The organism is Streptomyces sp. NPDC093600, from assembly GCF_044764755.1.
Classification (GTDB): domain Bacteria; phylum Actinomycetota; class Actinomycetes; order Streptomycetales; family Streptomycetaceae; genus Streptomyces.
The window spans coordinates 133260-157565 of sequence record NZ_JBIWIU010000013.1 but is presented as its reverse complement, the minus strand read 5'-3'; the positions used below and the strand labels follow the sequence as shown (position 1 = coordinate 157565).

At 69.5% G+C, this 24306-nt stretch carries 16 protein-coding genes; 11 read left to right on the top strand and 5 right to left on the bottom strand.

What is annotated here, in order from left to right; genetic code table 11:
* Window positions 1-9 precede the first annotated feature (9 nt).
* Window positions 10-1695: an AMP-binding protein gene (locus tag ACIRB4_RS27380; RefSeq protein ID WP_403294855.1), complete on the bottom strand. Its 1686-nt coding sequence runs from the start codon at window positions 1693-1695 to the stop codon at window positions 10-12.
* 272 nt (window positions 1696-1967) lie between these two features.
* Between ACIRB4_RS27380 and ACIRB4_RS27375 the strand changes: the two genes are divergently transcribed.
* The 4 genes from ACIRB4_RS27375 (at window position 1968) to ACIRB4_RS27360 (ending at window position 6493) form a co-directional block, all read left to right on the top strand.
* Window positions 1968-3080: an acyl-CoA dehydrogenase family protein gene (locus ACIRB4_RS27375; RefSeq protein WP_403294854.1), complete on the top strand. Its 1113-nt coding sequence runs from the start codon at window positions 1968-1970 to the stop codon at window positions 3078-3080.
* A gap of 37 nt (window positions 3081-3117) precedes the next feature.
* Complete coding sequence (locus tag ACIRB4_RS27370; RefSeq protein WP_403294853.1) at window positions 3118-3519, top strand: RidA family protein; 402 nt, start codon at window positions 3118-3120, stop codon at window positions 3517-3519.
* Window positions 3520-3749: 230 nt separating this feature from the next.
* The gene (locus tag ACIRB4_RS27365) at window positions 3750-5303 is read left to right on the top strand and encodes an MFS transporter (RefSeq protein WP_403294852.1); all 1554 of its coding nucleotides are present in this window, start codon (window positions 3750-3752) and stop codon (window positions 5301-5303) included.
* Window positions 5304-5446: 143 nt separating this feature from the next.
* On the top strand, window positions 5447-6493 hold the full coding sequence (locus ACIRB4_RS27360) for a PucR family transcriptional regulator (RefSeq protein WP_403294871.1): 1047 nt from the start codon (window positions 5447-5449) through the stop codon (window positions 6491-6493).
* 431 nt (window positions 6494-6924) lie between these two features.
* Here the strand turns inward: ACIRB4_RS27360 and ACIRB4_RS27355 are convergent, their stop codons facing one another.
* The 3 genes from ACIRB4_RS27355 to ACIRB4_RS27345 all read right to left on the bottom strand — a co-directional run bounded on the left by ACIRB4_RS27355 (window position 6925) and on the right by ACIRB4_RS27345 (window position 10347).
* Window positions 6925-7821, bottom strand: coding sequence for a LysR family transcriptional regulator (locus ACIRB4_RS27355; RefSeq protein WP_403294870.1), 897 nt, complete (start codon window positions 7819-7821; stop codon window positions 6925-6927).
* 589 nt (window positions 7822-8410) lie between these two features.
* Entirely contained in the window at window positions 8411-9940 is a 1530-nt protein-coding gene (locus tag ACIRB4_RS27350) for a helix-turn-helix domain-containing protein (protein WP_403294851.1), read from the bottom strand.
* A gap of 50 nt (window positions 9941-9990) precedes the next feature.
* Window positions 9991-10347: a VOC family protein gene (locus tag ACIRB4_RS27345; protein WP_403294850.1), complete on the bottom strand. Its 357-nt coding sequence runs from the start codon at window positions 10345-10347 to the stop codon at window positions 9991-9993.
* Between the two features lie 387 nt (window positions 10348-10734).
* On the opposite strand from ACIRB4_RS27345, the gene acnA reads away from it, so the two are divergent.
* Window positions 10735-13452, top strand: coding sequence for an aconitate hydratase AcnA (gene acnA / locus ACIRB4_RS27340; protein WP_403294849.1), 2718 nt, complete (start codon window positions 10735-10737; stop codon window positions 13450-13452).
* Window positions 13453-13550: 98 nt separating this feature from the next.
* Window positions 13551-13868 carry a hypothetical protein gene (locus ACIRB4_RS27335; RefSeq protein ID WP_403294848.1) on the top strand — a complete coding sequence of 106 codons (318 nt, stop codon included), beginning with the start codon at window positions 13551-13553 and terminating at the stop codon, window positions 13866-13868.
* Here ACIRB4_RS27335 and ACIRB4_RS27330 read toward each other — a convergent pair.
* Window positions 13865-17710, bottom strand: coding sequence for a GH92 family glycosyl hydrolase (locus ACIRB4_RS27330; protein ID WP_403294847.1), 3846 nt, complete (start codon window positions 17708-17710; stop codon window positions 13865-13867). The genes ACIRB4_RS27335 and ACIRB4_RS27330 overlap by 4 nt on opposite strands.
* A gap of 337 nt (window positions 17711-18047) precedes the next feature.
* Between ACIRB4_RS27330 and ngcE the strand changes: the two genes are divergently transcribed.
* From ngcE to ACIRB4_RS27305, 5 genes are all read left to right on the top strand, one after another.
* Window positions 18048-19493, top strand: a complete 1446-nt coding sequence (gene ngcE / locus ACIRB4_RS27325) for an N-acetylglucosamine/diacetylchitobiose ABC transporter substrate-binding protein (RefSeq protein WP_403294846.1) — start codon at window positions 18048-18050, stop codon at window positions 19491-19493.
* 116 nt (window positions 19494-19609) lie between these two features.
* Window positions 19610-20539, top strand: a complete 930-nt coding sequence (locus tag ACIRB4_RS27320) for a carbohydrate ABC transporter permease (protein WP_403294845.1) — start codon at window positions 19610-19612, stop codon at window positions 20537-20539.
* Complete coding sequence (locus ACIRB4_RS27315; RefSeq protein WP_403294844.1) at window positions 20539-21489, top strand: carbohydrate ABC transporter permease; 951 nt, start codon at window positions 20539-20541, stop codon at window positions 21487-21489. The genes ACIRB4_RS27320 and ACIRB4_RS27315 overlap by 1 nt, the downstream gene beginning before the upstream one ends.
* Window positions 21490-21713: 224 nt before the next feature.
* A complete protein-coding gene (locus ACIRB4_RS27310; protein ID WP_403294843.1) occupies window positions 21714-22925 on the top strand; it encodes an ROK family protein in 1212 nt (403 codons plus the stop codon).
* A 122-nt stretch (window positions 22926-23047) separates the two neighbouring features.
* A complete protein-coding gene (locus ACIRB4_RS27305) occupies window positions 23048-24160 on the top strand; it encodes a substrate-binding domain-containing protein (protein ID WP_403294841.1) in 1113 nt (370 codons plus the stop codon).
* Window positions 24161-24306 lie beyond the last annotated feature (146 nt).

The window sequence follows — 24306 nt, the reverse complement described above, 5'->3', positions numbered from 1 at the left end:
GTGATCACTCTAGGGGGTGGCTGTGGGGTCCCGATCGCGTGCGCCCGCGCCCGGCCCGGTCGCCGTCTCCTCGGCGCGCAGCCGGAAGCGCTGCAGTTTCCCCGTCGCCGTCCTCGGCAGGGCGTCCAGGAAGACGATCTTCCGGGGGCATTTGTACGGCACGAGACGGGCCCGGACGAAGGCGCGCAGCGCGTCCGCCGTCTCGGCGTCGCGCGGTACACCGCCGCGTACCACCGTGTACGCGACCACGATCTGGCCGCGCAGCTCGTCCGGATGGCCGACCACCGCCGCCTCCACGACGTCCGGGTGGGCGAGGAGCGCCTCCTCGACCTGGGGGCCGGCGATGTTGAAGCCCGCCGAGATGATCATGTCGTCGGCGCGGGCCACGTACCGGAAGTAGCCGTCCGCGTCGCGCACGTAGGTGTCACCGGTGACGTTCCACCCGTCGAGGACGTACTCGCTCTGGCGCGGATCGGCCAGATACCGGCAGCCCACCGGGCCGCGCACCGCGAGCAGGCCCTCCTCGCCGTCCGGCACCTCGGCGCCCGTGCGGTCCACCACGCGCGCCTGCCAGCCCGGCACGGGCCGTCCGGTCGTGCCCGGCCGGATGTCGCCGTCCGCCGCGGAGATGAAGATGTGGAGCAGTTCGGTCGCGCCGATGCCGTTGATCAGCTTCAGGCCGGTGCGCGCGTGCCAGGCCTCCCAGGTGGCGGCCGGCAGGTTCTCGCCGGCGGACACGCACCGGCGCAGCGAGGCGGTGGCCTCGCGGGCCTGCCCGTCCAGCCCGTCCAGCTCGTCGAGCATCAGCCGGTACGCGGTCGGTGCCGTGAACAGCACCGACACCCGGTGTTCCGCGACGGCCGCGAGAAGCTGGGCGGGGCCGGCCTGTTCCAGGAGGAGGGCGCTCGCCCCGGCCCGCAGCGGGAAGACGACGAGGCCGCCGAGGCCGAAGGTGAAGCCGAGCGGCGGGGAGCCGGCGAAGACGTCGTCCGGTTCCGGGCGCAGGACGTGGGCGGAGAAGGTGTCGGCGACGGCCAGCACGTCCCGGTGGAAGTGCATGCACCCCTTGGGGCGTCCGGTGGTGCCGGACGTGAAGGCGATCAGGGCCACGTCGTCGGCGGCCGTGTCCACGGCCTCGTAGACGGCCGGCTTGCCGAGGGCGAGCGAGAGCAGGTCGTCGGGGGAGTCCCCGCCGTACGCGGTGATCCGCAGGCCGGGGACCTCCGCCTTGATCAGGTCGTCGACCGACCGGATGTCGCAGAGGGCGTGTGTGCACCTGGCCAGCTCGCACATCACGGCGAGTTCCTGGGCGCGTTGTTGGGCCAGAACGGTGACGGCGATCGCGCCCGCCTTCATCACCGCGAGCCAGCAGGCGGCCAGCCAGGGGGTCGTGGGGCCGCGCAGGAGGACCCGGTGGCCGGGCCGTACTCCCATGTCGGATGTCAGGACATGCGCGATACGGTTTACCCGCTCGTGAAGTTGTCCATATGTCCAGACATGACCCTCGCCGTCCCGGAACGCCGGCCGTCCCACGCCGAATCGTTCCACCGTACGGTCGAGCAGTTCTGCCCCGCAGTTGAGCCGCTCCGGGTAGCGCAGGCCGGGCAGATCGAAGAGCAAGTGCGGCCACTGGTCGGCGGGCGGCAGATGGTCGCGCGCGAACGTGTCGTGGTGGGCCGAGGGGGTCAGCTCCATGAGTTCGTCCCCTTGTCGTGGTGGGGTCGCCCAACGAGCGTATCGTGATGGTGACGACAGTCAACGGTGCGCGATAGGCCGGTTCGGCGGTCACGTGGCGCGGCATCCGGCCGCGTACGACGGAGGCCACGATGGCCACGAACGACGAACGACGAACGGCCAGAACGACGACGACGGCCACGACGGCACACGAACGGCGAAGCCCACGAACCGCGAACGGCCACGAACGGCGAACGGCCACGAAACGGCGACGACGGAGGCAGGGAGTCCGAATGTCCGCATTCTCGCTCGATCCCGCGCAGACCGCCCGGTGTGCGGAGCTCCGCGCCCTCGCGGCCGAACACCTGCGGCCCCTCGCCGACAAGGGCGAACCCGGCCGGGTCAACCGCCCCCTCGTCGCGGCGCTCGGCGAACTCGGCCTCCTCGCCCGGCTCTTCCGGGCGGGAGCCCTCGACCTCTGCCTGATGCGCGAATCCCTCGCCCACTCCTGCACCGAGGCCGAGACCGCGCTCGCCCTCCAAGGGCTCGGCGCCCACCCCGTCGCCGCCGCCGGCACCCCCGAGCAGCGCGAACGCTGGCTCCCGGAGGTCACGGCCGGACGAGCCGTCGCCGCCTTCGCGCTGAGCGAGCCGGACGCCGGATCGGACGCCGCCGCCCTCGCCCTCGAAGCCCGCCCCGACGGCTCCGGAGGCTGGTTGCTGCACGGCGAGAAACGCTGGATCTCCAACGCCCCCGAGGCCGACTTCGCGACCGTCTTCGCCCGCACCACCCCGGACGCGGGCGCCCGCGGCGTCACCGCCTTCCTCGTCCCCGCCGACCGGCCCGGTCTCACCGGAAGCCCCCTGGACATGCTCTCCCCGCACGCCATCGGCACCCTCGTCTTCGACGGGGTCCCCGTCGGCCGGGCCGATGTCCTCGGCGAGGTCGACCGCGGCTTCCGGGTCGCCATGAACACCCTCAACCTCTTCCGCCCCAGCGTCGGCGCCTTCGCCGTCGGCATGGCCCAGGCCGCCCTGGACGCCACCCTGGCGCACACCGCCGCCCGCCCCGCCTTCGGCGGCGTCCTGCGCGACCTCCAGTCCGTCGCCCACCAGGTCGCCGAGATGGCCACCCGTACCGAGGCAGCCCGGCTGCTCGTCTACGCGGCGGCGGCTGCGTACGACTCGGGGGCGGCGGACGTGCCCAAACGCGCGGCCATGGCGAAACTGCTCGCCACCGAGACCGCGCAGTACGTCGTCGACGCCGCCGTCCAGCTCCACGGCGCGCGGGCGCTGCAACGCGGCCATCTGCTCGAACACCTGTACCGCGAGGTGCGTGCGCCGCGCATCTACGAAGGGGCCACGGAGGTCCAGCGCACGATCATCGCGAAGGAGCTGTACGGATGACGCAGGAGCTGTACGGAGTGACGAAGGAGCTGTACGGATGACGCCTCTGCACCGGCACAACCCGGCCGAACTCTCCCCACCCACCGGCTTCTCCCACGCCGTCACCGCCACCGGCACCCGTCTCGTCTTCCTCGCCGGTCAGACCAGCCTCGACCGCGACGGCAAGGTGGTCGGCGAGACGCTGCCCGAGCAGTTCGAGACCGCGCTCACCAACCTCCTCGCCGCCCTCCGCCACGCCGGCGGCTCACCCGCCGACCTGGCGCGCGTCACCGTGTACGCCACCGACGTCGCCGACTACCGCCGGCACGCCCATGAACTGGGGCGGATCTGGCGGCGGCTGGCCGGCCGGGACTATCCGGCGATGGCCGTGATCGGCGTCGTACGGCTGTGGGACGAACAGGCGCGGGTGGAGCTGGACGGCTTCGCCGTACTGGAATGAATGAATGAATGGATGAATGACGAGACCGGGACGGAACGACCTCGTCGCGCGAACGCGACGGACGTCACCAAGCGGCCGAGGGCGCACGGAAGTTCGGTGTCGCCGGCCCGCCGGACGCCGGTACTCCCGGCACCGCTTGATCAATTGGTCTCCCGCCCAGGGCGGGCTTACGGTCGAAAGGTGGACTGACCGGCCCACGGCTCCCTCACCACGCGAGGGCGCGATGCGCCATGAGTACCCCCAAGCCGACGACGCCAGCACCAACCGCCGCCCCCAAGCGCCGGGGCGACGGCAACGGGATCGCTCTCCTCGTCATCGCCTCCTGTCAGCTGATGGTCGTCCTCGACATCACGATCGTGAACATCGCGCTGCCGGAGATCCAGCGCTCCCTGGAGTTCTCCACGACCACGCTGTCCTGGGTCGTCAACGCCTACACGCTCACCTTCGGCGGTCTGCTGCTGCTCGGCGGCCGGGCCGGTGACCTCCTGGGCCGCCGCCGTGTCTTCGTCTTCGGCGTGCTGCTCTTCGGACTCGCGTCCCTGCTCGGCGGCCTGGCCCAGAACTCGTGGCAGCTCCTGGCCGCCCGCGCCCTGCAGGGAGTCGGCGGCGCCATCGCCTCCCCGACCTCGCTCGCCCTGATCTCCACGACCTTCACCGAAGGCCCGGCACGCAACCGGGCGTTCGGCGTGTTCGCGGCCGTCTCGGCCGGCGGTGGCGCGATCGGTCTGCTCGCGGGCGGTGTGCTGGTCGAATGGCTCGACTGGCGGTGGGTCCTCTTCGTCAACGTCCCGATCGCCCTGCTCATCGCGCTCGCCGCACCCCGCTACATCAAGGAGTCCGAGCGGCACGCCGGCCACTTCGACATCGCCGGAGCACTCACCGCCACCCTCGGCATGGTGGCGCTGGTGTACGGGTTCATCCGCGCCGCCCAGGAGGGCTGGCGGGACCCGCTCACCCTCGCCTCCTTCGGCGCCGCGATCGTGCTGCTCGGCGTGTTCATCCTGGTGGAACGGCGTTCCCGGCAGCCGATCACGCCGCTGCACATGTTCGCGGACCGCAACCGGGCCGGCACGTACGCCATCATGCTCTGCCTGGCCGCCGCCATGTTCGGCATGTTCTTCTTCCTGACCCTCTTCGTGCAGAACGTCCTGGACTTCAGCCCCCTGGAGGCCGGGCTTGCCTTCCTGCCGGTCAGCGCGGTGATCGCGGTCGGTGCGGGGCTCGCCTCGCAGCTTCTGCCGAGGTTCGGCCCCAAACCCTTCATGGTCCTGGGGTCGCTGCTCGCCGCGGCCGGCCTGTCCTGGCTGACCCTCACCGATGTCCATTCCACCTATCTGGGCAGCATCCTCGGACCGATGCTGGTCTTCAGCCTCGGCATGGGCATGATGTTCATCTCGCTGACCCTGATGGCGCTCTCCAACGTGGAGGCGGCGGAGACGGGCGCCGCGTCCGGCCTGCTCAACGTCACCCAGCAGGTGGGAGGCTCGCTCGGTCTGTCGATCCTCGTCACCGCCTTCGGCACGGCCAGCCGCGACGAGGCGGAGAAGCAGGTGCCCGCCTTCCTCTCCCGGGCGACCCCCCTGGAGAAGGCCGAGTTCGCCCGCACGGGCCAACTTCCACCGCCCTGGGGAGACGAGGTGCTGGCCTCGGGCGTCTCCCTCGCCTTCATCCTCGCAGCGGCCTTCACCGTCCTCGCGGCCCTGATCGCCCTCTTCGCCATCCAGGTACGTCCCTCGGACATCGAACGCCTCAAGGGCGGGGTGGGACCCCCGGGCGCGGGCTGACCGGCCGTACGTCACTGCCCGCGGGCGTCGCCGCACCACGCCGGCCTGCGGCGATGTGTCAGCCTTGACCCCGGCACGTCGCGGAACGACACCGCGGCGCCGGGAACGGGCGGGACGGGGGAGGGGCCGTGACGGAGCGGGACATGTCCGAGGGGTATCTGGAGGGGTACGCGGAGATCCTGACGGGCGCCTGCGCCACGGGCAGAAGACTGACGCGGGACGAGCTCGACGCGCTGCGGAGCCGGGGCGAACGGGCCGCCGAGGACGGCTTCGGCCTGCGCGCGCTGGTGCGGGCGCACCTCTCCGCCGCCCAGGAGCTTCAGCGCGAGCTGCCGCGCTCCGCCGCCGACCGGCTGCTCGCCACCGTCACCCAGGCCGTCGACGCGTTCGCGGAAGGGCACGAGCGCGCCCAACGCCTTGCGGTCCGTCAGGAGGAGGCGGCGAGACGGGAGTTCATCGACGACCTGCTGTACGGCCGCAGCGACCTGGGCCGTCTCGCCGAGCGCGCCGAACGCTTCGGTCTGCTGCTCTCCCACGCGCACGCGGTGGCCGTGGCGCAGGGCCCGGAGCCGTACGGCGACGGCTACGCGGTCACCCGCGGTGTCGAGTCCGCCCTCGTGGCGCGCTTCGGGCACCGCCGCATCCTGCTCACGACGAAGGACGGCCGGCTGATCTGCGTGGCACCGGCGGACGAACCCGAGGTGCTCACCTTCTTCGCGAAGCAGGCGTACGCGGCGACGGACGGCGGCCAGGTCGCCGTCGGCCGCCCGCACGCGGGCCCCGGAGGAGTCGTCCACTCCTACGAGGAGGCCCTCAACGCCCTCGACCTGGCCACCCGCATCGACCTGCCCGGCCCGGTCCTGTACGCCGCCGACCTCCTCGTCTACCCCGTTCTCACCCGTGACCGCCAGGCCATGGCCGATCTCGTCCTCAGCATCCTCGGCCCGCTCCGACAGGCCCGCGGCGGCGCCCAGCCGCTCCTCGACACGCTCACCGCCTACTTCGACACCGGCTGCGTCGCCGCCGAGGCGGCCCGTCGCCTGCGTCTGAGCGTCCGGGCGATGACGTACCGCCTGGACCGCATCCACCGCCTGACGGGCGCGAACCCGGCCGACCCGGTCCACCGCTACACCCTCCAGACGGCAACGATCGGTGCCCGCCTCCTGGGCTGGCCGGACCAGGGCCTCTGACGGCTCGCGGCCACTTGTCGTTCGCCGGGATCTTGTATGCGGTGCCCTTCGCGCCCGGGCACTTCGTACGAGATCGGCGGCCGACCACTGCCCCAGGTCGAGCCGGACAGCGGTGCCCGACGCGACCGCGGCCTTCCGAGTGACCGTCGGACGGGCCGCGGGCTTCGCGTCGGCCTCCGTCTTCTTCGGCGGGTCGCCGAGAAAGGGCGCGAGGAACCACAGCCCGGCGAGCACGCGGATGGACGCGGCTCTGAGCCGCACGCCGACGTGGTGGTGTTCGCTGGAGGTCCCGGGCCGGCCTACCGCGACCGCGCGGCCGCACTCGCCCACCCCATCGCCGCAGAGGACGGCACCGCGTCGCTGCTCGCCCACATCGACTCATGAGGCGCCGGGTGAAGTGTTTCGATCTGACCGTCACCGAGACCGCCTGCTCACTGGCCGCCGGGTCTGCGCGCGGCGGCTTGGGCGGCATGTCGGATCGCGGTGATGGCGGGTTCGTCACGGCGGTCGGCGAGCCAGGCGAGGGCTGAGGTGGAGGACGGCAGGTCGGTGACGTCGACGTAACGGATGCCTGGGCGGGGGAACAAGTCGCGGGCGGCTGCGGGTAGGAAGCACATGGCTTCTCCGTGGGCCACAGCGTGCAGCAGAGTCTCCATGTCGGTGACGACGGGTCCGTACCGCACGGGGCTGCCGTCGGGCCGCGGGTCGACGGCCCAGAAGTCCCACCAGACCCGGGGTACCGGCGCAGGCCAGTCGACCACGGGGAAGCCGGCGAGCTGGGCGAGGGTGATTTCCGGAAGCCCGGCCAAGGGTTCGTCCGCTGGGAGGCACGCCACCCGGGGCTCGGTGACCAGGTGGTGCAGTTCTATCCCCTCCGGCACGGGAGGACGCAGAAACACTACGTCGACTTCCTTCTGCATGAGGGCAGCAGCGAACTGGTACACGCGCAGGGTGATCATCTCAACCGTCACATGCGGGTGGCCCTCATCTTGCAGGGCCCGCAGCACGGCGCGGGTATGGGGCATGGCGGCCTCTGCCCCGATGGTTCCCACGATGAGTCGGCTCGAGAGCCGACGTACTTGTGAGCCGGCCGTGCGTCGCAGCTGAACCATGGCCTCGACCGCAGCCCGGGCTTCGGGAAGTAACATCCGCCCGGCTTCCGTCAGTTCGACCACCCGGTTGGTCCGCTCGAATAATTGCACGCCCAGACGCTTCTCCAGACCGCGGACTTGCTGACTGAGCGCGGACTGAGTGATGAACAGGGATGCGGCAGCCCGCCCGAAATGTAGCGTTTCTCCGAGGGTGATGAACAAGCGCAACTGGTGAATGCTTGGTTCCGCTAAGGAAGCGACGCCTGCCCCGGTGACATCTCCGGTCTCACCACGTGCAGTCAGAGTCTGTGAATCTTTTCCGTGCGGCAGCGGCCGTTCTCGCCACCACGGCGCTTACCGCTACTTTCACCCGTCTCGCATGCGTACGCGGAGACGGCGAGCCGTGCTACCCATGCGGTCGCCGAAAGCGACTGCAAGAACGGCAGCACCAACACCGGAGGCGGCAAGAACACGGTTTGGGTCTGTGGTTCCGGCCTCAACGTCTACCGGGTCAGCGGAAGGTTCCAGGTCGCGTTTCTCGGCACTTCGAACCCCGTCACGGGGCACGTTCGTGTGTGGAGCAAGTGGGTCACATCAGCTTCAATGGGCCGCGAGTCACTCTGCGCTCGGGTGAGTCCTCTCACCTTGACTGGAACGGCAATTGGAACCTGCCCGACGGTGATTCTGTCTGCTCCGCCTGGATCCACGCGGACGGCGTCGCGACCAGCGCCGCCTGCTTGAACATCTATAAGTGACCACAGACGCCGCCGCACCCCTTCTGACTCACGACTTCGCAGGTCAGAAGGGGCGCGGCGGTGGTGTCCTGTCAGATGTCCCGGAAGATCTCGATCTGCGCCCCCACCGAGTTGAGTCGCTCCGCCAAGTCCTCGTACCCCCGGTTGATCACGTACACGTTCCGCAGGACCGACGTCCCCTCCGCCGCCATCATCGCCAGCAGGACCACCACCGCCGGGCGCAGGGCCGGTGGGCACATCATCTCCGCGGCGCGCCAGCGGGTCGGGCCCTCGACGAGAACGCGGTGGGGGTCGAGGAGTTGGAGGCGGCCGCCGAGGCGGTTGAGGTCGGTGAGGTAGATCGCGCGGTTGTCGTAGACCCAGTCGTGGATCAGGGTCTTGCCCTGCGCGGTCGCCGCGATGGCCGCGAAGAACGGGACGTTGTCGATGTTCAGGCCGGGGAACGGCATGGGGTGGATCTTGTCGATCGGGGCCTCCAGCTTGGAGGGCCGGACCGTCAGGTCGACCAGGCGGGTGCGGCCGTTGTCGGCGGGGTACTCCGCCGAGCGGTCGTGGTCGAGGCCCATCTCCTCCAGGACCGCGAGCTCGATCTCCATGAACTCGATCGGCACCCGGCGGATCGTCAGCTCCGACTCGGTGACGACCGCCGCGGCCAGCAGGCTCATCGCCTCGACCGGGTCCTCAGAGGGGGAGTAGTCGACGTCCACGTCGATCTGGGGCACGCCGTGCACGGTCAGCGTGGTCGTGCCGATGCCCTCCACCCGTACGCCCAGGGCTTCGAGGAAGAAGCACAGGTCCTGGACCATGTAGTTGGACGAGGCGTTGCGGATGACGGTGACGCCGTCGTGGCGGGCGGCGGCGAGGAGCGCGTTCTCCGTCACCGTGTCGCCGCGCTCGGTCAGCACGATCGGGCGGTCCGGGACCACCGACGGCTCGACCTGGGCGTGGTAGAGCCCCTCCGTCGCGGTGATGTCCAGGCCGAAGCGGCGCAGCGCGATCATGTGCGGCTCGATGGTGCGCGTACCGAGGTCGCAGCCGCCCGCGTACGGCAGCTTGAAGCGGTCGAGGCGGTGCAGCAGCGGGCCGAGGAACATGATGATCGAGCGGGTGCGGATCGCGGCCTCGGCGTCGATCGCCTCCATGTCCAGCTCGGCCGGCGGGACGATCTCAAGGTCGACGCCCTCGTTGATCCAACGGGTGCGTACGCCGATGGAGTTGAGGACCTCCAGGAGCCGGAAGACCTCCTCGATCCGGGCGACGCGGCGCAGGACCGTACGGCCCTTGTTGAGGAGAGAGGCGCAGAGCAGCGCGACACACGCGTTCTTGCTCGTCTTGACGTCGATGGCGCCGGAGAGCCGGCGGCGGCCGACGACCCGCAGATGCATGGGGCCGGCGTAACCCAGGGACACGATCTCGCTGTCGAGCGCTTCGCCGATGCGGGCGATCATCTCAAGGCTGATGTTCTGGTTGCCGCGTTCGATGCGGTTGACGGCGCTCTGGCTGGTGGCCAGGGCTTCGGCGAGCTGTGTCTGCGTCCAGCCGCGGTGCTGGCGGGCGTCACGGATGAGCTTGCCGATGCGTACGAGGTAGTCGTCTGCCATGGCGTCACGTTATCTCAGATATGAGATGAGACTGGCGAGGGGGTGGACCATCAGGGTGACGGGCTGTGCGCGATGGGGTGACGCGGTTCATAGAGCGGCAGTTCGGCGCCGCTCGGCAGCCGGATGGCGGCGAGCAGGCCCCAGCCCTGGTCGGTGATGGGTCGTGAGATCTCGGTCCCGCGGTCTTCGAGCGTGGTCAGCGTGCCGGTGATGTCGTCGCACATCAGATAGAACTCGTGCTTCGGCTCGGCCGGGGAGGGGTGGACGGCGACCTCGGCCGGCGGAAGCCTGAAGATGAGCCACCCCTCGCCCGCGTCGACGTGGTCGAACTCGAGCACGTCCCGGAGGAACGCGCGATCCGCGTCCGCGTCGGAGGTGTAGAGGATCACATGCGCGCCGCTGAACATGGACCGATCCTCGCCCCCGGCTCCGAGCCCGGCAATCGCTCCGCGGCCATACAGGGGGTCCATCGTCCGGCCCCGCCGCGCCCCGCGCCCCGCCGGCCCAAGCCCCGCCGCACCTCGGACCGCGCGGCTCGCCGCGCCCCGCCCCCCGCCACCCCGGCCCGTGCCGGATGGCTCCCCCCATGCTTTGCGCACCCGAGGGCACGCCGGGCATGACCCGGCGGCGGTCATGTACTAGAGTTATCTCGACATCGAGATATCTGCCGAAAGACGCACCGCAGCCGCGCCAGCCGGTAAGGGTTACCTAACTAAGTCTTACCTTAGCGGACCGGCGAGGAGCCATCGCGGCAGGATGCGGTCAGAACGCGCACATTGATGAAGGAGACTGTCGTGTCGGCGAACAGCTTCGACGCCCGCAGCACGCTGCGCGTGGGCGACGAGTCGTACGAGATCTTCAAGCTGGACAAGGTCGAGGGCTCCGCGCGCCTCCCCTACAGCCTGAAGGTGCTCCTGGAGAACCTGCTCCGCACCGAGGACGGCGCGAACATCACCGCCGACCACATCCGTGCGCTCGGCAACTGGGACTCGCAGGCGCAGCCCAGCCAGGAGATCCAGTTCACGCCGGCCCGCGTGATCATGCAGGACTTCACCGGTGTGCCCTGCGTCGTCGACCTCGCCACCATGCGCGAGGCCGTCAAGGAGCTCGGCGGCGACCCGGCGAAGATCAACCCGCTCGCCCCGGCCGAGCTGGTCATCGACCACTCCGTCATCGCCGACAAGTTCGGCACGGCGGAGGCCTTCGGCCAGAACGTCGAGCTGGAGTACGGCCGCAACAAGGAGCGCTACCAGTTCCTGCGCTGGGGCCAGACCGCCTTCGACGAGTTCAAGGTGGTCCCGCCCGGCACCGGCATCGTCCACCAGGTCAACATCGAGCACCTGGCCCGTACGGTCATGGTCCGCAACGGCCAGGCGTACCCCGACACCCTCGTCGGCACCGACTCCCACACCACCATGGTCAACGGCCTCGGTGTGCTCGGCTGGGGCGTCGGCGGCATCGAGGCCGAGGCCGCCATGCTCGGCCAGCCGGTCTCCATGCTCATCCCGCGCGTCGTCGGCTTCAAGCTGACCGGCGAGCTCCCGGCCGGCACCACCGCCACCGACCTCGTGCTCACGATCACCGAGATGCTGCGCAAGCACGGCGTCGTCGGCAAGTTCGTCGAGTTCTACGGCGAGGGTGTGGCGGCGACGAGCCTCGCCAACCGCGCCACCATCGGCAACATGTCGCCCGAGTTCGGCTCCACCGCCGCGATCTTCCCGATCGACGGCGAGACCCTGAACTACCTCAAGCTCACCGGCCGCTCCGAGCAGCAGGTCGCGCTCGTCGAGGCGTACGCCAAGGAGCAGGGCCTCTGGCTGGACCCGTCCGCCGAGCCCGACTTCTCCGAGAAGCTGGAGCTCGACCTCTCCACGGTCGTCCCCTCCATCGCCGGCCCCAAGCGCCCGCAGGACCGCATCGTCCTGGCCAAGGCTGCCGAGCAGTTCGCCCAGGACGTCCGCAACTACGTCGACGACGTGGACGAGGCCGGCAAGGAGTCCTTCCCGGCCTCCGACGCCCCGGCGAACACCCCCAACGGCGCCCCGTCGAAGCCGGTCACCGTGACCGCCCCCGACGGTTCGACGTACGAGATCGACCACGGCGCCGTCACCGTCGCCGCGATCACCTCGTGCACCAACACCTCGAACCCGTACGTCATGGTCGCCGCCGCGCTCGTCGCGAAGAAGGCCGTGGAGAAGGGCCTGACCCGCAAGCCGTGGGTCAAGACCACCCTCGCCCCGGGCTCCAAGGTCGTCACCGACTACTTCGACAAGGCGGGCCTGACCCCGTACCTCGACAAGGTCGGCTTCAACCTCGTCGGCTACGGCTGCACCACCTGCATCGGCAACTCCGGCCCGCTGCCGGAGGAGGTCTCCAAGGCGGTCAACGAGCACGACCTCGCGGTAACCTCGGTGCTGTCCGGCAACCGCAACTTCGAGGGCCGGATCAACCCCGACGTCAAGATGAACTACCTGGCCTCCCCGCCGCTGGTCGTCGCGTACGCCCTCGCGGGCTCCATGAAGGTGGACATCACCAAGGACGCGCTCGGCATCGACACCGAGGGCAAGCCGGTCTACCTGGCCGACATCTGGCCGTCGGAGGCCGAGGTCAACGACGTCGTCGCCAACGCCATCGGCGAGGACATGTTCAACAAGTCCTACCAGGACGTCTTCGCGGGCGACGCCCAGTGGCAGGCGCTGCCGATCCCGACCGGCAACACCTTCGAGTGGGACCCGCAGTCCACCTACGTCCGCAAGCCCCCTTACTTCGAGGGCATGACGATGGAGACCACCCCGGTCACCGACATCGTCGGCGCGCGCGTCCTGGCCAAGCTGGGCGACTCGGTCACCACCGACCACATCTCCCCGGCCGGTGCCATCAAGGCCGACACCCCGGCCGGCAAGTACCTCACCGAGCACGGTGTGGAGCGTCGTGACTTCAACTCCTACGGCTCGCGCCGAGGCAACCACGAGGTCATGATCCGCGGCACGTTCGCCAACATCCGCCTGCGCAACCAGATCGCGCCGGGCACCGAGGGCGGCTACACCCGCGACTTCACGAAGGACGGCGCCCCGGTGTCGTTCATCTACGACGCCTCGCGCAACTACATCGAGCAGGGCATCCCGCTCGTCGTGCTCGCCGGCAAGGAGTACGGCTCCGGCTCGTCCCGCGACTGGGCCGCCAAGGGCACCGCGCTCCTCGGCGTCAAGGCCGTCATCGCCGAGTCGTACGAGCGCATCCACCGCTCGAACCTCATCGGCATGGGCGTCCTGCCGCTCCAGTTCCCGGAGGGCGCCTCGGCGGCCTCCCTCGGCCTGACCGGCGAGGAGACCTTCTCCTTCACCGGCGTCACCGAGCTGAACGAGGGCCGCACCCCGCGCACGGTCAAGGTCACCACCGACACCGGTGTCGAGTTCGACGCGGTCGTCCGCATCGACACCCCCGGTGAGGCGGACTACTACCGCAACGGCGGCATCATGCAGTACGTGCTGCGCAACCTGATCCGCGGCTGACCCACGAGGTCACCCGGTCACCCGGCACACGGACCGGCCGCCACCCCGCTCGGGGTGGCGGCCGGTCCGCGTCGTTCCCGCGCCCTATCCTGCGCGCCATGGACGGTGACGACAGCCTCGACAGCGACCTGGACCGACTCGACCGCGACGCGCTCGTCGCCGAGGTGCGGCGGCTGCGGGCCGGTATCCGCGCCCACCGGGACAGCTCCGGCCACGACCTGTGCTGGCACCATCCGCGGCTGTGGGGACTGCTGCCCGAACGCGTCGAGCCGGACGTGGCCGTTCCGCCCTGGCCCCGCTTCCTGCGCGGCTGCGTCCGCTACCGCGAGGCCCTGGACCGCGAACTCCCGGCCGCGCCCACGCACGACCGGGAGTACGAAGGCCCCGCGAGCCCGGATGATCCGGACGTTCCCTAGGACAGCAGCTCCACCTCCGCCAGCGTCGCGCCCGCGCCGGCCGCCACCAGGCGGTACTTCGCGTACGTGCCAGGCGCGGCGACCGTGAAGGCCCGCGTCTGACGGTCCCAGGTGAAGGACTCGCCCGTCCGCCGGTCCAGGTCCGTCCAGTCGGCGCCGTCCGCCGAGCCCTGGAGGACCCAGCCCGCCGGCGCCTTGTCCCGTACGGACGAGGTCAGCGTGTACTGGACCGCGCGGACCGGCTGCGCCACCGGCAGCTCCACGGTGGTGACGGGGGCCGCCGTGGCCGAGGTGTCGTCGAACAGCGCCCCGGTCCCGCTGATCGCGTCCGTGCGCGGCGCGGGCACCTTGTCGTCCCGTGTGATCGAGACCGGTCCCGCGCCGGGCCCCGTGCCCCAGGCCGACGGCCTCGGGCCCATCTCGAACTTTAGGGTGCCGCCCCGGGCGAGGAGGCTGTGCGGCAGCGCGGTGGAGTTCCACCGCTGACCGTTGACCTTCACCCCCTGGACGTAGATGTTCCGGGCGCTGTTCCGGGGCGCCTCGACGACCAGCGTGCGTCCGTTGTCCAGGCGCAGGGTCACCTTCTTGAACAGCGGCGAGCCGATCGCGTACTCCCCGCTGCCCATCACCAGCGGATAGAAGCCGAGCGCGGAGAAGAGGTACCAGGCGGACTGCTCGCCGTTGTCCTCGTCGCCGTGGTAGCCCTGGCCGATCTCACTGCCGGTGTAGAGCCGGGAGAGCACCTCGCGGACCTTCTCCTGCGTCTTCCAGGGCTGCCCGGCCGCGTTGTACATGTACGGCACATGGTGGGCGACCTGGTTGGAGTGGCCGTACATGCCCATCCGGACGTCTCGTGCCTCGGTCATCTCGTGGATGACGCTGCCGTAGGAGCCGACGAACTCCGGGCTCGCCGTCTCCGGGGTGGAGAAGTACGCGTCCAGCTTCCCGCCGAGGCCGGGGCGGCCGCCGTAGAGGTTCGCCAGGCCGCGCGAGTCCTGCGGGGCGGTGAAGGCGTAACCCCAGCCGTTGGTCTCGGTGTAGTCGTGGCCCCAGATCCTCGGGTCGTACCGGTCGGAGGGCACCCGCCAGGCGCCCTTGAGGTCGCGGCCCTGGAAGAAGCCGGCCTTCGCGTCGAAGAGGGAGACGTACTTCTGGGCCCGGGAGAGGAAGTACGCGGCCTCCTCCTGGTACCGCTTCTCGCCGGTCTTCTTGTGCAGCGCCTCGGCCATCTTCGCGATGCCGTAGTCGTTGAGATAGCCCTCCAGGGACCAGGACAGCCCCTCGTGGGTCTCGGTCGAGGCGTATCCGAGGAAGGGCGAGGTCTCCATGCCCTTGCGGCCCACACCCCGGCTCGGCGGGACGACCGTCGCGTTCTTCAGCGCGGCCTCGTACGCCGCCTCGGCGTCGAAGTCCACGCCCTTGACGTAGGCGTCGGCGAACGCCACGTCGGAGGAGGTGCCGGTCATCAGGTCGGCGTAGCCGGGGGAGGACCAGCGGGAGATCCAGCCGCCGTCCTTGTACTGCTGCACGAAGCCGTCGACCAGCTCGCCGGCCTTCTTGGGGGTGAGGAACGCGTAGGCGGGCCAGGTCGTGCGGTAGGTGTCCCAGAAGCCGTTGTTGACGTACACCTTCCCGTCGACGATCTTCGCGCCGGTACGGGTCGGGGTGTCGGGGCCGGCCATGGGGGAGAAGGGGCTGGCGTACTGGTGCTTCGAACCGACCTTCTCGAAACCGGAGTTGGGGTAGAGGTAGAGCCGGTACAGGCTGGAGTAGAGCGTGACGAGCTGGTCTTGGGTGGCCCCCTCGACCTCCACCCGGCCGAGGATCGCGTCCCAGGCGTCCTGCGCCCGCTCCTTCACCGTCGCGAAGCCGGTGCCGGCCGGGATCTCGTCCGCGAGGTTCGCCTTCGCCTGCTCGACGGAGATCAGCGAGGTGGCGAGGCGCAGGGTCACGGTGCGGTCCGCGCCCGCGTCGAACCGGAGATGGCCCTTCACGCCCTGCGCGGCGGAGGCGGTGACCGGCGCGTCGAAGACGCCGTACACGAACATCCGGGTCGCGCCGGTCGACAGGCCGCTCTTCACGTCGGAGTACCCGGTGAAGGAGCCGGTCGCCGCGTCGAGCGTCAGACCGCCCTCCTCGGTGACGTTGTCGAAGACGACGCTCGCGTCCTCGCCCGGATAGGTGAAGCGCATCATCGCCGCGTGGTCGGTCGGGGCCATCTCGGCCTTCAGGCCGTTCTCGAAGGTGACGCCGTAATAGTGCGGCCTGGCCGTCTCCTTCTCGTGGCGGAAGGCCAGAGCCCGCTCGACCCGGCCGGTCGGCGGCGCGCCCGCGGCGGCGGACGGCATCACCTGGAAGGTCTGGCGGTCGCCCATCCAGGGGCTCGGCTCATGGCTCGCGGCGAACGCCTGCACCGTGGGCAGATTGTCGGCGTTGTTGCCGCGCGCGTACTCGTACAGCCAGCTCTTGGACGCGGAATTGGTCACCGGCGTCCAGAAGTTGAAGCCATGGGGGACAGCGGTGGCGGGGAAGGTGTTGCCGCGCGAGAAGGAGCCGCTGGAGTTGGTGCCACGGGTCGTGGAGGCGTAGTCGGAGAGCCGGTCGAGCCGCTGCTCCGGGGCCTTCGGCCGCAGTCGGACGTCGTCGATCCAGCCCTGGAACTTCGCGGGCCCCTCGGGGGAGTCGTACGCCACCAGGATCCGGTCCACGGTCTTGCCGGCCGCGACCGCGCCGATCCGCGCGCTGACGTGGTTCCACTGGTTGACGTAGAGCCGCTTGGCCGCGCCCTGGCCCCGCGGGGTGAGCAGCCCGCCGTGGGAGTCGGTGGCCCGCAGCTCACTCAGATAGGTGCCGTCGGTGAAGGCCAGGTCCACCGACACGTGCGTGGCCGGATAGTTCAGATCCGTCTCCGGGAGGGAGGGGAAGACCCGGTAGGACAGCTCGGTGTTCCGGACGACGGCCGTGTTCACGTCGAAGACCTTGTTGTACGAGTACGCCCGGCCGTCCGCCTTGTGCGTACCGGCGTAGCGCAGCGCCCGCTTGCCGGTGAAACCGGCGTTGGCCTTGGCGGTGGGGGAGCCGCCGGGGCCGCGGTCGACATGGCTGCGCATCTCCGGCGGGACGGGGGTGGAGGTGTCCCCGTTCGAGAACTGAACGTCGGCGAGCTGGGTGAGAGCGGCGCCGGCGTTCTTGGTGATCTCCAGGCGGTAGTGGGCGTAGGGCGTGTCACCCGTGAAGTCGTACGTCTTCGTCTCGAAGCGCTTGGCGAAGCTCTGGCCGGCCCGGGTGTCGAGGACCTTCCACTCCTTGCCGTCCGCCGAGCCCTTCAGGGTCCAGTCGCGCGGGTCGCGCTCGGCGGCGTCGTTGGCCGACGTCATGGCGTAGGTGACGACCTTGACCGGCTCGGCCAGGTCGAACTCGATCCAGGCGGTCGGCTCGAAGACCAGCCACTTGGTTCCCGGCTGGAGGTCGACCAGGTTCTCTTTGGTCTCGCCCGCGCTCGCGTGCTCGCCGCTGGCGCGGAGCTCCACCACCTTGTCGGTGACATTGCCGGGGATGCCGCTGGCGAAGCCGCCGTCCACCCCCGAGGTCCGCTTCACGCCGTCAGGGCCGACGTCGACGGTGTCGCGCCAGGTCGGCTGGGTCTCGTCCGGCTCGAAGGAGGTCGTGAACTCCCGCGCCGGCGCTTCGGGCCGGGCCGGGAGGGCGAAGGAGGCGGAGGGCGCCGCCGTCACGATCAGCGCGGCGGCCGCGAGGAGGGCGGCCGCCCGGGTATGCGGACAGGTGTGCCTGCCGCTGTGCGTGGGTCGAGGTCTCGGTCCGGGGCGAAGTCGGGCCTGCATTCGGTGTCGTCACTCCCGCCGCTCGTTAGACAACGTTGTCAATTGAAACGCGCAGGCTCCAGTAGGGGACCAAGTGGTGGCATGTGTCAAGGGTGTTGACCGAAACGCGCGGGAGAAATCGGTGCAGATGCGGCGCGGCTATCCCCGAGGTCTCAACTCGGGAAAGACTGCCGCTCAAACCGGCTTTCGATCTTGCTCAGCGGAAGGGAAGTGGACTATACCTGTCGGCGCACGACCCAAGCTGCATTCGAATGCGGTGGCGGGGCCCTTCGCCTGCGGCGAGAGTACGGGCGACCGGTACACCGCCTGAGTCCTGGATGAAAGCGAGGACTTGAGCATGGGATCCACCTCCGCGCACAACAACGAGGGCCTCGGCCGCCGCGACCTGATCAAGCGCTCCGCCGCTCTCGGTCTGATCTCGGTACCGACGATGAGTTTCCTGTCGGCCTGCGCCTCCGGTGGCGGCGGCAGCAACGACAAGGTCGAGAAGGGCACCACGTCGGCGAAGAACCCGCTCGGCGTGAACGAGTCGGCTCCCCTGGACTTCGTGCTCTTCGACGGCGGATTCGGCCAGCAGTACGCCAAGGACGCGGTGAAGGTCTACGAGACCAACTACCCCAAGGCGAAGGTCAAGTTCACCGCCACCCAGAAGATCACCACCGAGCTCCAGCCGCGCTTCAACGGGGGCAACCCGCCGGACCTGATCGACAACTCGGGTGCCGAGCAGATGGACATGGGCGTGCTCGTCGGCAAGAAGCAGCTGGCCGACCTCACCCCGCTGCTCGACGCCCCCTCCCTCGACGACCCGAACAAGAAGGTCCGCGACACCCTGCGTCCGGGCATCGTGGAGATGGGCCAGTTCGACGGCGACCCGGTCTGGGTCCTCTACTACGCGTACACCGTCTACGGCGTCTGGTACTCGCAGAAGCTGCTCGACTCGCTCGACGCGAAGTACCCCGAGACCTGGGACGAGATGCTCGCCGTCTGCGAGAAGGCCAAGAAGAAGGGCATCGCGGGCTGGACTTACGCGGGCAAGCACCCGTACTACATCCCATTCTCGCTCTACCCGATGATCGGCAAGGTCGGCGGCCGCGAGGTACTGGACGCGATCGACAACCTGGAGCCCAAGGCCTGGGAGCACCCCGCCGTCAAGACGTGCTTCGAGGCGTACTACGAGCTCTACAAGAAGGGCTACATCCTCCAGGGCACCCCCGGTCTCGACCACATCCAGTCGCAGACCGCCTGGACCGAGGGCAAGGCGCTCTTCATCCCCAACGGTTCATGGGTGGAGAACGAGGCCGCGAAGACCATGCCCGCGGACTTCGATCTCGCCGTCTCCGCGCCGACGGGCATCGACGCCTCCGACAAGATGCCGTTCGGCACGATGTGGGCCTCCGGCGGTGAGCCGTTCGTCGTCCCGGCCAAGGCGAAGAACGTCGAGGGCGGCATGGAGCAGCTGCGCATCATGCTCAGCGAAGCCTCCTCGAGGAACTTCACCAAGACCGTGAAGTCGCTCACCGCGTACAACGGCGGCACCGACGGCATCGAGCTGACCCCGGGCCTCAAGTCGGGTGTCGCGGCGCTCGAGAAGGCCGGTCAGAACGTCGTCAACCCGCGCCTGCAGGACTGGTACGTGGCGCTGCAGAAGGAGAAGATCGGCGTCGCCGGCCTCGGCGAGATGATGGCCGGCCGCGCGACCCCGGCCGAGACGATCAAGAAGATCCAGAAGTACGCCGACGAGGCCGCCAAGGACACCTCCATCAAGCACTACAAGCACCAGTGAGCTGTGCCGGGGCCCCTTCCCGCCGACCGGGAGCGGGCCCCGGCTCCTTGCGTACGGCACTCGGGCCGCGCACGGCACCAGCGGCTTTCTCCGCGGGAAGATCGGGGTCGGTAGGAATGCAACACGGCAAGTACCGTTTCATCGTGGGGTTCCTGGCGGCCCCCCTGGCCATGTACGCACTGTTCGTCATATGGCCCTTCGTCCAGTCCATCTATTACTCGTTCACGGACTGGAGCGGCCTCAGCCCCGATTTCCAGATGGTCGGGTTCGGCAACTACAGCAGAATGCTGGACGACGACATCTTCTGGAAATCGCTGCAGCACAGTCTGACCTTCGCGGTCGTGCTGCCGCTGGTGACGGTCGGCCTGGCGCTCTTCTTCGCGTTCATGCTGAATGTCGGCGGTCGGCGTCGCAAAGGAGCGGCCGTCGCCGGTGTGCGCGGCTCCTCCTTCTACAAGATCGTCTATTTCTTCCCGCAGGTGCTGTCCATCGCGATCGTCGCGCTGCTCTTCCAGTTCGCCTACAACCCCAACAGCGGCGCCATCAACTCCGTACTCAAGGGAGTCGGGCTCGGCAGCGTCCAACCGGACTGGCTGGGCGACCCCGACCTCGCCCTCATCTGCGTGATGGTCGTCCTGGTCTGGTCCACCGTCGGCTTCTTCGTGGTCCTCTTCTCGGCGGGCATGGCCTCCATCCCCAAGGACTTCTACGAGGCGGCGCTGCTCGACGGCGCGAACCGGATCACCACCTTCTTCAAGATCACCCTGCCGCTGCTCTGGGACACCGTGCAGTCCGGCTGGATCTACATGGGCATCCTGGCGCTCGGCGCGGAGTCCTTCGCGGTCGTGCAGATCATGACGGTGGGCCCCAACGGCGGTGGCCCCGACTACTCCACCATCGTCCTGCCGCTGTACGTCTACCAGAAGGCCTTCCGAGACGGTCAGGCCGCCTACGCCACCACGATCGGTGTCGCGCTGCTCGTCGTCACGCTGGCCTTCGCGGCGGTCGTGATGCGGTTCGGCCGGCGCGAGCGGTTGGAGTACTGATGAAGACCACCGACACCCCGCCCACCGGCACCGGCGACCTCCCCGGACCGCGCGAGGCCGCCGACACGTCGCCGCGGAAGACCGCGGTCCCGGCGAGCCCCGGGCCCCGCAAGGAGAACAAGGGCGAGGGCGCGACCCTCAACGTCTTCTCCCACGGCATCCTGATCCTCTGGGCGATCATGGTGGTCATGCCGCTGCTGTGGGCGGTCATGACCTCCTTCAAGACCGACCGGGCGATCTTCACCTCCCCGTGGGCCCTGCCGGACAGGCTGCACTTCGAGAACTGGGCGCGAGCCTGGACCGAGGCGCACATGAGCGACTACTTCCTCAACACCATCCTGGTGGTGGGAGGTTCGCTCGCCGGCACGCTGCTCTTCGGATCGATGGCCGCCTATGTGCTCGCCCGCTTCGAGTTCCCCGGCAACCGCTTCATCTACTTCCTCTTCATCGGCGGGATGAGCTTCCCGATCATCCTCGCCCTGGTGCCGCTCTTCTACGTGCTGCAGAACATGGCCCTGCTCAACACGCTGCACGGCCTGATCCTGGTCTACATCGCGTACTCGCTGCCGTTCACCGTCTTCTTCCTGACGGCCTTCTTCCGCACCCTGCCGACCTCGGTCGCGGAGGCGGCCTTCATGGACGGCGCCTCGCACACCCGGACCTTCTTCCAGGTGATGCTGCCGATGGCCAAGCCCGGCCTGATCAGCGTCGGCATCTTCAACTTCCTGGGGCAGTGGAACCAGTACCTGCTGCCCACCGTGCTCAACACCGATCCCGAGAAGAAGGTGCTCTCCCAGGGCCTGGTGCAGCTCGCCGTCAGCCAGGGCTACAAGGGCGACTGGTCGGGGCTCTTCGCCGGACTGGTCATGGCCATGCTCCCGGTGCTCGCCGCTTACATCATCTTCCAGCGACAGGTGGTGGCCGGTCTCACAGCCGGCGCGGTCAAGTAGGAACCGCTCGATCCAGGAACCGCTCGATCCAGGCCCCGGCGGGCGCTCCCGCCGGGGCCTCGCGCATGTACCCGGCAGGCACCGGCCACCCGGCTCATCCGAGCCCCGCCCCGCTCAAGGTCTTGACGGGGCACACCCCGAACAGCTCATCTTAGAGTTCACAAGTTGGAGAAGGAGCCGGGGTCTCATTGGCGCGGCCCCAGCAGGCGGGAGTGGATGAGTCGATGGAGACTCCGGGGTCGCAGACGTCTCTGCACAGGGCCAACCTCGAACGGGTCGTGCGCGCGGTGCGCATGGCCGGCTCGCTCACCCAGGCGGAGATCGCCCGTGCGACCGGCCTGTCGGCCGCCACGGTGTCCAACATCGTGCGGGAGTTGAAGGACGGCGGAACCGTCGAGGTCACCCCCACCTCCGCGGGCGGCCGGCGGGCCCGCAGCGTCTCGCTCTCCGGTGACGCGGGGATCGTCATCGGCGTCGACTTCGGCCACACCCACCTCCGGGTCGCCGTCGGCAACCTCGCCCACCAGGTCCTCGCCGAGGAGGCCGAGCCGCTCGACGTGGACGCCTCCTCCGCGGAGGGCTTCGACCGGGCGGAGACGCTGGTCAAGCGCCTGATCGCGGCCACCGGCATCGGCCAGGACAAGGTCGTCGGCGTCGGCCTCGGCGTGCCCGGTCCGATCGACGTCTCCTCGGGCACCCTCGGCTCCACCTCGATCCTCCCGGGCTGGTCCGGCATCAACCCCGCCGACGAGCTCTCCGGCCGCCTCGGCGTGCCCGTGTACGTCGACAACGACGCCAACCTCGGCGCGCTCGGCGAGCTCGTCTGGGGCAGCGGCCGGGGGGTCAAGGACCTGGCGTACATCAAGGTCGCGAGCGGTGTCGGCGCCGGCCTGGTGATCGACGGGCGCGTGTACCGCGGCCCCGGCGGCACGGCCGGCGAGATCGGGCACATCACGCTCGACGAGTCGGGCCCCGTCTGCCGCTGCGGCAACCGCGGCTGCCTGGAGACCTTCACCGCCGCCCGCTACGTCCTGCCGCTGCTCCAGCCCGGCCACGGGCCCGATCTGACCATGGAGCGGGTCGTCCAGCTGGCCCGGGAGGGGGACCCCGGCTGCCGCCGGGTGGTCGCAGACGTCGGCCGCCACATCGGCAGCGGCATCGCCAACCTCTGCAACCTGCTCAACCCCAGCCGGGTGGTCCTCGGCGGCGACCTCGCGGAGGCCGGCGAGCTGGTGATCGGCCCGATCCGCGACTCGGTCTCGCGGTACGCCATCCCCAGCGCCGCCCGCCAGCTCTCCCTCGCCCCCGGAGCCCTCGGCGGCCGCGCCGAAGTGCTCGGCGCGCTCGCTCTCGTACTGAGCGAAATGGGCGATTCGACCCTGTTGGAGAGCGCCCTTCCCGCCGCCGCTCCGGCCTCCACCCCTGCCTTCACTTAGAAAACGGATGGCACCGTTGTCATCTCGTTAAGGATTTACTCCTTGACGTCGACGTTGCGGCCGAGTTGACTTCCAGCCACCTCGGCCGCAACGTCGCGGCCTCGTCAGGGAGGCAACCCCACATGAACGCAATGATGCGTCGCGTCGTCATAGGCACGGCCGCGGTATCCATGGCCCTCTCCGTCGCCGCCTGTGGCAAGGCGGGCGACTCCGGCTCGGGTTCGGGCGGCACGAGCGGGAACGGCGGAGACGGCAAGACCATCGGTCTGCTGCTCCCGGAGAACAAGACCACGCGTTACGAGACCTTCGACCGCCCGATCATCGAGGCGAAGATCAAGGCCCTCTGCTCGGACTGCGAGGTCAAGTACAACAACGCCGCGCAGGACACCGAGACGCAGAAGAAGCAGTTCGACGCGCTCGTCACGCAGGGCGTGAAGGTCATCATCCTGGACTCGGTCGACTACAAGGCCACGAAGTCCTGGGTCCAGCACGCCAAGGAGCAGGGCGTCTCCGTCGTCGCGTACGACCGCCTGGCCGAGGGCCCGATCTCCGCCTACGTCTCGTACGACAACGAGAAGATCGGCCGCCTGCAGGGCGAGGCCCTGGTCAAGGCGCTCGGCGACAAGGCCAAGGAAGCCAACGTCGTCATGATCAACGGCTCGCCGACCGACCCGAACGCCCCGCTGTTCAAGAAGGGCGCCCACAGCGTCCTCGACACCGGCGTGAAGAAGGTCGTCTACGAGCAGGACATCCCCGACTGGTCCCCGGACGAGGCCAACAAGAAGATGGGCGCCGCCATCGACTCCCTGGGCAAGAACGGCTTCCAGGGCGTCTACTCCGCCAACGACGGCATGGCCGGCGGCATCATCACCGCCCTGTCCAAGCAGGGCATCAAGGTCCCGGTCGGCGGCCAGGACGCCGAGCTCGCCGGTCTGCAGCGCATCCTCAAGGGTGACCAGGCCTTCACGATCTACAAGCAGATCAAGCCGGAGGCCGAGACCACCGCCGAGATCGCCGTCCGCCTGCTCAAGGGCGAGAAGATCGACGACCTGGTTCCCACCAAGGTCACCAGCCTGACCGGTGAGTTCAAGGACATCCCGGCGAAGCTGTACGACGCGCAGGTCGTGACCAAGGAGAACATCGGGTCCACGATCATCGCCGACGGCGTCTACGAGGCCGGGGCCCTCTGCGTCGGTGAGTACAAGGCCGCCTGCGAGGCGGCGGGCATCAAGTAACCCCGCCGCCGGCACGCCCTCCGGAGGCCCGCACAGCGCCTCCGGAGGGACCCGGTCCGGTCCGGCGCACCCCGCCCCGTTCAACGCCCCGCAAGCGGGGGCGGGGCGCCGGACTTTCTCGCACCCCTCATGTGCTCCCCTGCACC

Coding starts and splice junctions, on each gene's coding strand:
- ACIRB4_RS27380 (WP_403294855.1), bottom strand. CDS start 1,695: ATGGAGCTGACCCCCTCGGCCCACCACGACACGTTCGCGCGCGACCAT.
- ACIRB4_RS27375 (WP_403294854.1), top strand. CDS start 1,968: ATGTCCGCATTCTCGCTCGATCCCGCGCAGACCGCCCGGTGTGCGGAG.
- ACIRB4_RS27370 (WP_403294853.1), top strand. CDS start 3,118: ATGACGCCTCTGCACCGGCACAACCCGGCCGAACTCTCCCCACCCACC.
- ACIRB4_RS27365 (WP_403294852.1), top strand. CDS start 3,750: ATGAGTACCCCCAAGCCGACGACGCCAGCACCAACCGCCGCCCCCAAG.
- ACIRB4_RS27360 (WP_403294871.1), top strand. CDS start 5,447: ATGTCCGAGGGGTATCTGGAGGGGTACGCGGAGATCCTGACGGGCGCC.
- ACIRB4_RS27350 (WP_403294851.1), bottom strand. CDS start 9,940: ATGGCAGACGACTACCTCGTACGCATCGGCAAGCTCATCCGTGACGCC.
- ACIRB4_RS27345 (WP_403294850.1), bottom strand. CDS start 10,347: ATGTTCAGCGGCGCGCATGTGATCCTCTACACCTCCGACGCGGACGCG.
- ACIRB4_RS27335 (WP_403294848.1), top strand. CDS start 13,551: ATGGACGGTGACGACAGCCTCGACAGCGACCTGGACCGACTCGACCGC.
- ACIRB4_RS27330 (WP_403294847.1), bottom strand. CDS start 17,710: ATGCAGGCCCGACTTCGCCCCGGACCGAGACCTCGACCCACGCACAGC.
- ngcE (WP_403294846.1), top strand. CDS start 18,048: ATGGGATCCACCTCCGCGCACAACAACGAGGGCCTCGGCCGCCGCGAC.
- ACIRB4_RS27320 (WP_403294845.1), top strand. CDS start 19,610: ATGCAACACGGCAAGTACCGTTTCATCGTGGGGTTCCTGGCGGCCCCC.
- ACIRB4_RS27315 (WP_403294844.1), top strand. CDS start 20,539: ATGAAGACCACCGACACCCCGCCCACCGGCACCGGCGACCTCCCCGGA.
- ACIRB4_RS27310 (WP_403294843.1), top strand. CDS start 21,714: ATGGAGACTCCGGGGTCGCAGACGTCTCTGCACAGGGCCAACCTCGAA.
- ACIRB4_RS27305 (WP_403294841.1), top strand. CDS start 23,048: ATGAACGCAATGATGCGTCGCGTCGTCATAGGCACGGCCGCGGTATCC.